Source organism: Amycolatopsis sp. TRM77291, assembly GCF_054166285.1.
This window is the reverse complement of the sequence record NZ_JBSZHF010000001.1, coordinates 8,759,047-8,771,262: the sequence shown is the minus strand read 5'-3', so window position 1 is coordinate 8,771,262 and position 12,216 is coordinate 8,759,047. Positions and strand designations below refer to the sequence as shown.

General features: G+C 65.5%; 9 protein-coding genes. 7 read left to right on the top strand and 2 right to left on the bottom strand.

Translation table 11 applies throughout. From position 1 onward, the window contains the following. Position 1: 1 nt before the first annotated feature. Both ACXIZN_RS41245 and ACXIZN_RS41240 read right to left on the bottom strand, forming a co-directional pair. Positions 2-2,392, bottom strand: coding sequence for an NB-ARC domain-containing protein (locus ACXIZN_RS41245; RefSeq protein WP_457960151.1), 2,391 nt, complete (start codon positions 2,390-2,392; stop codon positions 2-4). Next, positions 2,389-4,689, bottom strand: a complete 2,301-nt coding sequence (locus ACXIZN_RS41240) for an NB-ARC domain-containing protein (protein WP_457960731.1) — start codon at positions 4,687-4,689, stop codon at positions 2,389-2,391. The genes ACXIZN_RS41245 and ACXIZN_RS41240 overlap by 4 nt, the downstream gene beginning before the upstream one ends. 569 nt (positions 4,690-5,258) lie before the next feature. Here ACXIZN_RS41240 and ACXIZN_RS41235 point away from each other — a divergent pair. The 7 genes from ACXIZN_RS41235 (at position 5,259) to ACXIZN_RS41205 (ending at position 12,056) form a co-directional block, all read left to right on the top strand. Beyond that, positions 5,259-7,181 (top strand): S53 family peptidase, encoded by a 1,923-nt coding sequence (locus ACXIZN_RS41235; RefSeq protein ID WP_457960150.1) that lies wholly within the window; start codon positions 5,259-5,261, stop codon positions 7,179-7,181. Positions 7,182-7,254: 73 nt separating this feature from the next. Next, complete coding sequence (locus tag ACXIZN_RS41230; RefSeq protein ID WP_457960149.1) at positions 7,255-8,160, top strand: L,D-transpeptidase family protein; 906 nt, start codon at positions 7,255-7,257, stop codon at positions 8,158-8,160. 70 nt (positions 8,161-8,230) lie between these two features. After that, positions 8,231-8,920, top strand: a complete 690-nt coding sequence (locus ACXIZN_RS41225; RefSeq protein WP_457960148.1) for a hypothetical protein — start codon at positions 8,231-8,233, stop codon at positions 8,918-8,920. A gap of 162 nt (positions 8,921-9,082) precedes the next feature. Further along, on the top strand, positions 9,083-10,180 hold the full coding sequence (locus tag ACXIZN_RS41220; RefSeq protein WP_457960147.1) for a hypothetical protein: 1,098 nt from the start codon (positions 9,083-9,085) through the stop codon (positions 10,178-10,180). A 22-nt stretch (positions 10,181-10,202) separates the two neighbouring features. Continuing rightward, entirely contained in the window at positions 10,203-10,691 is a 489-nt protein-coding gene (locus ACXIZN_RS41215) for a hypothetical protein (RefSeq protein WP_457960146.1), read from the top strand. A gap of 35 nt (positions 10,692-10,726) precedes the next feature. Beyond that, on the top strand, positions 10,727-10,936 hold the full coding sequence (locus ACXIZN_RS41210) for a hypothetical protein (RefSeq protein ID WP_457960145.1): 210 nt from the start codon (positions 10,727-10,729) through the stop codon (positions 10,934-10,936). Positions 10,937-11,069: 133 nt separating this feature from the next. Next, positions 11,070-12,056 (top strand): 3-oxoacyl-[acyl-carrier-protein] synthase III C-terminal domain-containing protein, encoded by a 987-nt coding sequence (locus tag ACXIZN_RS41205; protein WP_457960144.1) that lies wholly within the window; start codon positions 11,070-11,072, stop codon positions 12,054-12,056. Positions 12,057-12,216 lie beyond the last annotated feature (160 nt).

Below are 12,216 nucleotides of genomic sequence, written 5' to 3'. Positions count from 1 at the left end.
GCTAGCGGTTCTCGAGGCTAGCAAGGTGGTCGGCGAAGCGGCCCGCCATCCCGTCGTCATGCCCTCGCAGCAACGGTAAGGCCTCACGTAAGCATTTCGCCGCCGTCTGGTGATCGCCGAGACGGTCGAGTACCTCGGCGTTGACGCCGAGTGCGTCCGCCCGCCCCCAACGGTCCGCGGTCGCGGCGTAGGCTTCTTGAGCCCGCGCGCACGCACGGAGAGCCTGGCCGAATAGCCCGAACGCCAGATACGTCCGGGCAAGCGGCAGGAGGGCGACAGCAACACCGTGTTGGTCATCGACGGATGCGAACATCGTGACAGCCTTCTCGCCGTGTTCGATCGCCAAGTCGCGCGTCGTGAGGTCGCGGTATACGCTGCCGAGCGCGATGTGTCCCATGGCCTCGCCGATTCGCGTTCCGGCCGCAACGGCCACGTCGAGAGCGCGTCGCGTGAGCACGAAGGCTTCCGTCAGGTCGCCTGCAGTATGGGCTGCCTTTCCTAAACCCAGCAGGGCGAAACCGAGTGTGCGGCTCGGTCCGCGCGCGCTGGCGGTGCGTGCCGCGCGGTCATCGAATTCGCGTGCGTCGTCGAGGCGTCCGCCTCGCCGGTATCCCTCCGCCAGTTTCTCTTGGGCCTCGGCAAGACGGGACGTGTGACCGTCCTTTTCCGCAGCTTCGACAGCGAGTTCCATCAGCGTGATCCACAGCTCGGTCGTGCGGCTGTGGACCAGGTACTCGAACAGATCGATCGCCATCCGCCACGTCTCGAAGTAGAGGCCGTGATCGATACCGAGACGTGCGACGGCCGGCAGGCTGGACAGTTCCGTCGAGCACCAAGCAAATGCGCTGGTGAAGTCCCCGAACGCCAAGGGGGTCACCTGGTGCGGCGTCGGAGAAAGGTGGACGTGGTGGTCACGCATTGGCGTCAATGCCCAGGCAGCCGCGTTCACGGTGTGGTGGAACCAGGTGACCAGTCGGACGATGGCGTCGTGTCGCTCGTCCTCCGGTTGTTGGTCGGCTTGTTCGGCAGCGTAGACGCGAAGGAGGTCGTGGAAGTGGAAGCTGTCGATAGTGACCTGGTGCAGCAGGTGTGCCTGGGCCAGGTCATCGAGCAGCCGAAGGCCTTTGTCGATGGTCACGCCAGCGAGCGCACACGCCGCTTGAGTCGTGACACGAGGTCGCGGATACAGGCTGAGTAGCCGGAACATACGTGCCGTGTCGGGTCGCAGTGTTCGGTAGGACCATTCGAACGCGGCTCGTACGCCGCCGGCTTCGTCGATGTCGAGAAGTTGCAGGCGCCGCTCGACGTCGGCCAGTGCCGCGACGTGCTCCCCGATACTCGTGTCAGGGTCGGCGGCGATGCGCTCTGCGGCGACCAGGATTGCCAGAGGAAGTGACGCACACAGGTCCACGAGCTGTGCCACCGCGTCGGGCTCGGCCTCGACGCGGTCGTCGGCGATGATGTCAGCCGCGAGCACACAGGCTTCGCGATCGGTCAGGGTGTCGAGCCGGACAGTGCGGGCATTGTGATCGATGACCAACCCAGAGAGCTCCTGTCGACTGGTGACCACGACGGTCGTGCCCGCCAGGCTGGTCAACAGCGGCTTGACCTGCTGAGAATCGCGCGCATTGTCCAACAGCACCAGAACCTGTTGTTTACGGCGACGGAGATGGTCGCGCAGGAGGGTTTCCCTCTGCTGCTCAGTTGCTGGTACGTGATCCCGCTCGACACTGAGGCCGCGGAGCAGGTCCGCGAGGATTTCCGTGTGGGTCGCTGGGCTTCCCGAGGTGTATCCGCCCAGGGCCGCGTAGAGCACCAGGTCGAAACGGGCATACATGCCATGTGCCCACTGCAGGGCGAGGGCGCTCTTGCCGACGCCTGGCAATCCGCCGATGACTATCACGGTCGGCGTTTCGTGCTCGGGCGGATGTGAGGTTAGTCTGGTCAGCTGCTCCAATTCTGATTGCCTGCCGACGAAATAGGGCGGAGTGACGGGCAGATGACCGGAGGGTTCTGCCCGTGCCGGGCCTGCGAGGATCTCCAGTGTGCCCTGCGCGTTGAGGGCTTCGTCGAGAAGCTTACCCGCGTCGACGCTGGGGGGCTTCCCCTTCTCGATTCGGGAAATCGCGCTCTTGCTGACCGGCTTCCCAGCGAGATCTTCTAGCTCTGGGGCTGTCAGGTTGGCGTTCTCGGGGTGCTTGCGCAGTTCGGCGACGCGGGCGGCGACGATTTCACGTGTCCGGTCTTCGAGGTCCCGGACGTTGAGGCCGTGGCGGGTACGGAGCTGGAAGAGCCGCTGACCGTACTGCTGCGCAGCAGACGGGTAGGACGTCGGCATGACGGGATCTGCCTCGTCCGGATTGGTGAGCGGATCCTGGTTGCGGTCAGTCATGTCGGGCCGATGGCAAGCTGGTGCGTCCGGATTTCTCGGCGCAGCTGCTCGGCCTTGACCTCATCCAGCCCCTCCACCAGTCGCAGCGCTGATGCCAGCGCCTCGACCGCGTCAGCACGGCGACCAAGATCCGCGAGCACAAGGCCCTTGATCTCGAGCGCGTCGGCCTCGCCCCAAGCGTCGCCGACCGAGTGGAAGCATTCGGCGGCTTCCTCGCTACACGCCAGTGCTTCGTCGAGTTCTCCGAAGGTTCTGCACGTGCGCGCGAGCGGAGCCAGCGCGGACGCGCGCCCGTGGGAATCACCGTCTGCCCGAAACGCTGCCAACGCCATACGGCCTTGCTTCAGCGCACGATCGCGGTCACCGGCGTCACGAAGTGCGGTACCCCACTCGATACGTGCGGCAAGCTCACCGATGCGTGAGCCCCCAGCGACGAACGCGTCCACACCTTGGCCGATCAGGTCAACAGCCGTTGCGATGTCACCACGAACGTGCGCGCTGATACCGAGGCACATGTAGGACCAGCCCAGCCGCGGATAGACGGGAACGAGGTCTTTGGTCAGTGCGATCGCCCGGAGGCTCAGGTCGTCCGCACGGTCGTAGTCCCGCATGCGCGAGTAGGCTGCCGCGAGTTTGTCGGCGACTTCAGCCAGCCAGAGGTCGTTGCCGGCGTTCTCGGCCGCGGTCAGCGCGATCTGCATGCTGCTCGTCCAGACGTGGAACGGTCGAGCGAAGATGTGGTAATCGATGAGCACGGTCGGTATTCGCCAGGCTTCCCACCACATCCGATGATCAAGCGCCAGCTGCGCGACTGGCGTGATGTTGGGAAGTTCTGTTGTGCACCAGGCGAATGCGGCGCTCGCCGCGTCGAACGTCGCGGGATAGATGCCCCGTGGCGGCGCATCGAGTGGTTCATGGTGATCGCGCAGCGGTGTCAGAGCTAGGTCAGCGGCATGGCAGCTGTGGACGTACCACCGGATTAGGCGTTCCGTCGCGTCGCGGCGTTCGCTTTCCCAGCGCGGGTCTCGGATTTCTTCGGTGGCGTAGTCGCGGAGGAGGTCATGAAACCGGTAGCTGCCTTGGCGTTGTTGGTGTTGCTGGATCAGGTGTGCGTCAACGAGCCGATCCAACAGTGGAAGCGTCTCGGGTTCGGTCAATCCAGCCAGGGCAGCGGCGGCGCTTGCGGTGAACCTCGGTCCCGGGTGTATGCCGAGGAGGCGGAACAAGCGAGCTTCTTCTGGTTGGGCGGACGCGACGCTCCAGCTGATCGCCGCGCGCACACCGATACCAGCGTGGTCGCCGTCGAGCATGCGTAGTCGGCCGCGATCTGCAAGTGCCTCAGCGTGTTGGGACACACTGGTCCTTGTATCGGCGGAGATCAGATTTCCGGCGATGGAAAGCGCCAGCGGCAGGGACGCGCACAGGTCGGCGACACGTGCGACTGCCTCGGGCTCCCGCGCGGCACGGTCGGCCCCGATCAGCGAGCTGAGGAGGTCGACGCTGTCGCTTTCGGTCATCGGTGGCACAGGGACGTGGACCGTGCGCGCGACCTGGGCTAGTCCTCGAATTCGCCTGCGGCTGGTGATGAGCACCAGCGTTCCCGGTGTCCCAGGAAGTATCGGCTTCACTTGGGCTAGATCGGCCGCGTTGTCGAGCACGATGAGCACACGCGCGGCGCGACCGTTGAGGATGCCGCGAAGTAGTTGCAGCCGTTCGGTCTCGGTGACCGGGATGCGACCGGCTGAGACATTCAGGCCCTTCAGCAGCTCGCCGAGGATGTCGCCCTGTTCTGCCCGTTGGCTTTGGTCGCCGGTGAATCCGTAGAGATCAGCCCACAAGATCAGGTCGAACGCCGATTTCTGTGAGTTGGCCCAGTGAACGGCGAGGGAGGTCTTTCCTGCCCCAGCCGGGCCCGCGAGGACCGCCGCTGAGGCGGGGGAGTTTGTCGTCATCTGGGCCACGAGGCCGTCGAGCCGTGCGTGTTGGATCTCCCTGCCGACGAACTCCCTGCCCACTGGGAGCTGCGGGTGAAGGTCGGATCGAATCCGGATGACCAGGTTCTGCAGCCAGGCCTCGGTACCGAAGGCAGTATCCAGAGCTCTCGCGACGTCGACAGTGGCAGGAACCAGACCTCGGATCAGCTTGCTGAGGAAACCGACGTCAAGGAAGGCCCGCCGGGAGAGTTCGCGCAATGTCCAGCCGCGCTCGTCGCAGAGCGACATCACCTCAGCGCGAAACCTCTCGGCCAGCGTCAGATATGGTCGAGCGCCGGTTAGCGGGCTCGCCACCTCTCGCATTTCGGTCACTCGATCGATCTCCCCTCACTCCCCGACATTGGATCGTGCCACACGGTGACGTGGTGTCCCACCGCGTTCCCGACATGAGGACTAGTCCATTCAGGTGTATCCGCGCCGGTCGACCGTTCGGTTGAGTGGATCTACTCACCCTCACTCAGGTAAGCCCACCTGGCCATCCGCTGCGGAACGCAAGGGTGCGGCCACCCAGCCCATCGACATCCACCGACGCGCTTCAATCGTCTTAGAAAGTTGACGCTTTGGCCACTTTGACCTACCTTGATCTCAGATCGTCCAGTATTTCGAACTAAGGCGCGATAGATTGAGGCTTCAATGGACAGTCCGGGAGCCACTGCCGAGGACGGAAACCGCGCCCGGGGACCGCCGCAGGCGCGGCGTGCCGTGCGGCCTCCACTGCACAGCGCCACCTCACCGATAACGCCGGCCATCCGGCAGATCATCACGCCCGAACAGCCTCCAAGGACGGGCGGATTCTGAGGGATTTGTTTCGGGCACATTCGCGCCCACATCACTTTGCTTTTCATTTCGTGATTACGCATGAGGGGACTTCCATGCCGAAAACCGCCTGGCTGGGCGCTGCCGTCGCAGGCTTGGCCGCCGCGACGTTAGCCACTGTCGCACCGGCCTCTGCCCAGCCGTCCGATATCGACGCCCGTGCCACCGTCGCAGGGACAGTGCCGTCGTGGGCAACACCGCAATCACGCGCGGGTGAGGCGGACGATCAGGCCGTCCGTCACATCCAGGTCGCCCTATCCCTGCGCGACCCGGCTTCCGCACACGCACTTGCCACACGCCTGGCATCGCCGAACAACCCCAAGCGAGGCGACTTTCTCACCTCGCGGCAGTTCCTCGACCGCTTCGCTCCCACCGAAACCACGGTGAACGCCGTGCGCGACTGGTTAACCGGACAGGGGGTCTCGGTCGAAGAAGTCAGCGACAACCGCTTCATGATCAAAGCCCACGCCCCGACCTCGGTCCTGGAGAAGGCGTTCGGCACACAACTGGCCATCTACCGAGACAGGGTCGCCGGCCGGATCGCCACGCTAGTCGCCCCGGAGGCACCGATCAGCGTGCCGACGGCACTCCGGACCTCCATCACCGCCGTCCTCGGTCTCGACGACAGCGAAAAGACCATCCGGCCCCAGCACACCGTTCCACATGCGAACGCCCAGGCCCAGACCTGTGCACGCTGGTGGGGCGAACAGAACAACCGCGACGTGCCACAGAAGTACCCTGCCGGAGCCCAATCGAACTTCCTGTGCGGCTACACCGGCCCGTCGGTCCGCGCGATGTACGGCCTGGCCCCTGGCCAGTCCGGTGCGGGAACAACGATCGGTATCGTCGGCGCCTACGACTCGACAACTCTGGGCGCCGATATCAACCGGGCAGCGGCAGACACCAGGACCCCGGGGCTCGCGGCCGGCCAGTACAGCAAGGTTCTTCCCGACGGCGGCTTCACCGACGAGAAGGAATGTGACTCCGGCAGCTGGAACGTCGAGCAGACACTCGATGTACAGGCCGCGCACACGATCGCACCGGCGGCGAAACTGCGTTACTACGCCGCCAGGTCCTGCATCGGCGGGCTGTACGAGGCATTCAACAAGGCGGTCGGAGACAACATCGTCGATGTGATCAGCGCATCCTGGGGGAACGCCGACGGCGAGCGGCGCATGCCGCCCGCCACAAGGGATCTGTTCAACCAGATGGCGTTGCAGGCCTCCATCCAAGGACAGTCGATCATGGTGTCTAGCGGCGACGCTGGAAACAACAGCGGTGCGGTCGGGACACCCACGGCGAGCTTCCCCGCCACCAGCCCGTACGTCACCGCCGTCGGCGGCACTACAGTGGGGCTCGGACAAGACAACAAGCCCAAAGTCCTCACCGGATGGGAGAACAGCGGTAACACGCTGAGCGGGCAGAGCTGGGTTCCGCAGTCCGATGCGGACGGTCCATTCGCAGGTGGAGCCGGTGGTGGGCCATCCGCGCTCTACGACGCACCCGAGTGGCAGCAGGGAATCGTCCCCGTCGGCGTCTCCAACGGTCGGCGAGCAATCCCGGACGTTTCCGCACTCGCAGATTCCTACACCGGACTGCTGATCGGCTACACCGACACCTCGGGCCGATATGGCCTCAGTGTCTCCGGCGGTACATCGCTGGCCGCGCCGCTCATGGCAGGCCTCGCTGCTAACGCGCAGCAGGCCCGCGGTGGGGCGCAGCGCGGGGGGCTGCTGAATCCGGCTCTCTATGCCGTGCAGAACAACCCTTCCGTGCTCGTCGACGTCGTGCCACAGAAGGCAGGCGTATGGACCCCGCGGATGCACGCTCTGCCCGGCGCCAAAGTTCCCGGCGCGGCAGGTAGCTACCTTGTCGACTTCGACGCCCGGCCGCAAAACCTTGCCAGCGGCCGCGGTTGGGACCCCGTCACAGGTGTAGGAACGCCGGGCCCCGGGTTCGTTTCGTTCCTTGCCCGCTAGCTCGCTTCGCCGTGCCCGTTCGTCGGAGGCGGGCACGGCGAAGGCCGCCACCCGAACGAATCCGGAGACCGTCGTGACCGAAGAACCCCTCCGCGAGGACGTACACCGAACGAAAGTGTGCCGCCAGAAGCCGCACTACGTGTCGGACACAATCAGCTTCGAGCGATTCTTCTCATACACCGGGTTTGCGCTACTGACATGCGTGCTCCTGCTCTTGTTCGCAGCCAAGCTCTTCGACGGTCCGGGCACGCCGCTCAGGTCCAGCCCTGCGACGACAGCAGGACACCCGCCGGTAACGCCGCCAGCAGTATTGGATCTTGCGGGCTTGCCTAGGGCCACGACGTTTGACGTCATCAACGAAGCGCCTCGTGATCTCCAACGCGGCAACACTCCTACCGGGCATGTCGTTCATCCCAAAAGGACGGTTCCTGTGTTTTCCGCTCCCGGTAAGGACGCCATCGCCGCCTTGCCATCCAAACAGATCACCTCCGACACATGGGTGCCCGTAATCGTCGAGGAATCAGGCTGGGTGCAAGTACTCCTGCCGGTTCGCCCCAACGGCGCGACCGGGTGGTTGTCCACTCAGGACGATTCACTGGAACACGCGACTAGCCCTTATCTCATCACAGTCGAGCGGAGCTCCTTTCAGCTGTCCCTTCACCATGAGGACCGTCTGGTTGGGCGATGGACAGTCGGCATCGGGAAAGCAAACGCGGAGACCCCGCCAGGGCGAACGTTCGTGCTGGCCTCCCTGATCGACCCGACACAACGGTTCAGTCCCGTGATCCTTCCGCTCGGCACGCACTCCACCAGCCTGGAGACCTTCGGCGGCGGCCCAGGCACCACCGGTATCCACGGCTGGCCCAACCCCAACGTCTTCGGCAAGCCGTCCAGCGACGGATGCATCCGCGTGCCCGCGGACGCGCTCCGGGTGCTGAGCACCGAAGTGCCCCTAGGCACTCCTGTCCTCATCAACTGATGTCAAACCACAGCGACAGAAAGCGACCATCATGACCACATCCGCATTCCATTGCACCCACACGCGTGTGATGCTCACTGGCCTGAGCATCGGCGCACTCCTCGCCGCCGGAGCGGCGTCCTGCGTCACCCCGGCTCACGCCGAAGCCCTCTCTTCCGCGAGCGGTATTTCCGTCAGCGGTGCCGAATCCCTCGCGCCACAGCCCAGTGTGTCGAGCGGCGGCACGGTCAAGACCGGCGGCGGATCGGTCTCCACCAAGTCCGGCGCCGTCGTCGCCACCGGGATCAGCGTCAAGGCCGGCGCCGGACTTGCCGAGGCGAAAGTCGCCAGCATCCGAGTGGGCGCAACCACGGTCGGCCCGTTCTCGGCCACCTGCCGCAACGGCAAGACCACCGTCAGCGGATCTGGCGGCAGTAAGGGAAATCTCACCGTTCGTCCCGGCACATCTGGACAGGGCAAGGCGACCGCCGCCGTCATCACCGTCTCCGCAGCCGGTTCCGGCAACACCACGACCACGCCCACGGGCGAACCCCGCAAGAACACAGCGCTCACCATCACCGTCGCGACGGTCTCCTGCGGCACCGGCACGCCACCCGGCACTAATCCGCCAGGCACCCCGGCACCCACCAAGCCTGGCGAGCCGCCCAAGACCACGCAGCCGAACCGCCCCGGGGACCGCGGTACACCTCACGACGCCCCTGAGGCCCGGCCGGCCCCCAAACCGCAACCGAAGCCCGGATCCCTTCCGGTCACCGGTTAGCCCTAGCCACCTGGCGACGCCGTGACCCGTCCTCGCCTCCACACGAGGACGGGTCACGTGCACCGGCAGACCCGCCGAACTCAGAACCGCGGCGAAACTCCCCGCGCCGCCTGCACACCCCCGGGACCGACCGACATTTCAAACCCACGACGGGGAGAAAGTATGTCAACGACCATCCATTCCCAGAGCACCCCTCGCACCGACGCCTACTCGGGCGAGGTCTCCGAACGATCCGTCCACCTCGTCGGATCACTACCGCCCGCGGTGTCCAAGACCGACCTACAAGCCATGCAGTGGTTCCTCGACCATGCCGGCGACACGAACCTCCTTACGCTGCCCAGCGACCGCGACCCCCGCTGGATCATCGACTGGCTCAACAACCTCGCGAGCGTCCCCGCACTGCGACCACGCCGAGCTGGCGACTCAACCGGATACGACGACATGCCGACCTACCGCCTCGCGCCGGGCCGGTTCCTCGCCCCCGAAGACGTCTCGTTACGCCGAGTACGTGATGTCACCGTCGCGATGGCGACGCGCCCACGCCTGCGCACGCCGAGAGACTTGCCACCGCACCAGGTATCGCTCCCCAACGCGTTGGACCTCAGCTACTTCTGCTTCGGCGCTCCCCGACCCGCCCTCGCAGCACTTCCAATCTTCCGAGAAGCGTTGATCCAGGACGTCTTCGAAATCCACAACCGCTGGGACACCGAAGCTACCTTTCAACTCGAGACTCCCGCCGTGCTCACCCTGCTCGAAGGCACCCCGCGGCCTTTGTGGAAAATGCTCGCACTTGGACTCGCGAAGCAGACAGCCGAACTGATCACAGCCGCACCGCCGGAGATCAACTGGATCATCCATCTCTGCTACGGCGACCTCGCCCATCGGCCGATGTTCGAACCCACCGACCTGGTCGCCGCAGTCCTCTACCTCAACGCCCTCGAACGCCGCTTGACCAAGGCCGGCTACCCCATACCGACCGCGCACATTCCGCTGTGCACTGGAACTAGCGCGCCTCCGACTGACCGCGCCTTCTACCGTGCGCTAGGGCATCTCCGCGGCAACATCGACATGATCGCGGGACTCGTCGACGAAAACCACCCCGCTGCCTCCCGCATCGCACTTCAGCTCGCCGAGGACGAACTCGACCGTCCGATCAGGACGATTGCCGCGGCCTGCGGACTCGGCCGGCGTACCCCCGAGGCGGCCGTCGCCAACATACGACTCGCCCGAAAGCTCGCCCGCACACCCATCCTCCACTAACTCACATCACCAGGAGCAAGTCATGACGAGTACCAGCAGGGCGGTTCACCGGCCGCCGACCGGAGCCGACACCCACGTCCATGACGACGGCAGCGCCGACACCGCGGTCATCTACGCGCCAGCCGTGCCCGTCCGCGCCGTCTCCGCCGGACGCATGCACATCCCCGGCGGTAAAACCACCACGCCCCAGCGTCACCGAACCACCGAGGCAATAATCACCATCATCAGCGGATACTCCGCGATCCTGTCCGGACACCACCTAGAGACAGCTCTCCCACGCCCCGGCGACATGATCTACATCCCGCCGGATACTCCGTACTGCGTAGTGAATCTGAGCCTCAACGCCTCCGTGCTCATCACCTGTTTTCGAGGCGATCCAGGATTCAACGCGGACATCGAGCACCTTCCCGATCTGAGGCCTCGGGTACTCCGGCAAGTGGACAAGCTCCGGAGCGACCACATGCACCGGCTTATGAGCCGCCGCACTGGTCATGTCCGCCGCGTCCGCTGACTCCTCACGCTCCACGACGTCTTCCGGAGACTCCGATGCGCACAACCATCCTGGCTACAGCACAGGACCTGCTGACCCAGCATCTCGATGATAGAGACGGGTCGCCTCTCTCCCTGGACGAGGTCGCGGCCTGTTCGGGTCTTTCCCGACATCACCTACGCGCCTACTACACCTCGCCCGACGCGATCGTCCGCGACCTGCACTACCACTCGACCGGCACCAGGAGCACACATGCGCTGGACTGACATCCACATCCGTGGCGTCGGAGCCGAACTCGGCGACCTCGTGCCGGTTCACGAACTCACCACAGCCTCGGCACACCGTACCGACTCTCCGACCGGACAGCGGTCCATCTCTCTCGCCCGCGGCCGGACCGGCATGGACCTCGCAGTCCAAGCAGGCCGCAACGCGCTCGCGAGCCTCGCCATGACCACAGACGGCCCCCTGGCCGTGCCCGACCTCCACTTCCACGCCGCCATCTGGCGAGGGTCCCGCGGACTCGACTTCTGGTCCCGGGCCGCCTACGTGCGCTCCCGACTCGGCCTTCCCGCCGGCCCCGGCATCGCCACCGAAATCAACGCCATGAGCAACTCCTTGATCGGCGGCCTCGACCTCTCCGCACGCATCCTCGCGGGCAGTAAGGACGCCGGAACCGTCATGCTCACCGGCGGCGAAACCTTTGGACCGCCTGCCTTCGACCACCTCACCGCCGACCGCGACATCGCCTACGGCGACGGCGGCTCCGCACTCATCATCGGCCGCGAGCCCGGCCTGGCCGAAGTCCTCGCGACCAGTTCCTGGAACGACCCCACCTTGGAACAGCTCCACCGCGGCGCGACACGATTCCAGCCGCCCGGAACCACCGAAGTCGGGATCGAGGCCATCCGCGAACGCAAAGCGCACTACACCGACGCGGTCGGCGCCGCATCCATTCATCAGCGCAACACGACCGGACTGACCTACGTCGTAGCGGAAGCACTCAGCCACGCTCAGCTCGACGCCGCCGACCTGAGATGGGTCCTCCTTCCGCACTACGGACACCGTCTCCTGCACAGCCAGTGCCTGCAACCACTCAGGCTGTCCCCGGAGCGCAGCCTGATCCACGCCGGCGACCAATGGGGCCACGTCGGGCCCAACGACCAGCTCATCGGCCTAACCCACCTCCTCACCCGGCACGCAGTAGAACCAGGCGACCACGTTGCGCTCATCGGCATCGGAATCGGCATGACCTGGACCGCCAGCGTCCTGCGCATCACCGCCGTCCCCAAAGAGATGCGGGACTACCAGCTACCGACACTGCACCCCTGGACAACCCGGACCCCGCCGCTCCACACAAGCAACGACGTCCAGGGTTCTCGCCACTAGCGCCGAACCTGCTGGTGCGCGTGATCCCCGCACGGTGCTCGAACTCGCCGGCGTCCAGACCTCCCAACCGCAGCACTGGTGATCCGAATGAACGACCTCCGCAACGAGCAGCCCGACCACAGCGCCGTCGACCAGCCGTCTCGGGGCCTCGCCAACGCCG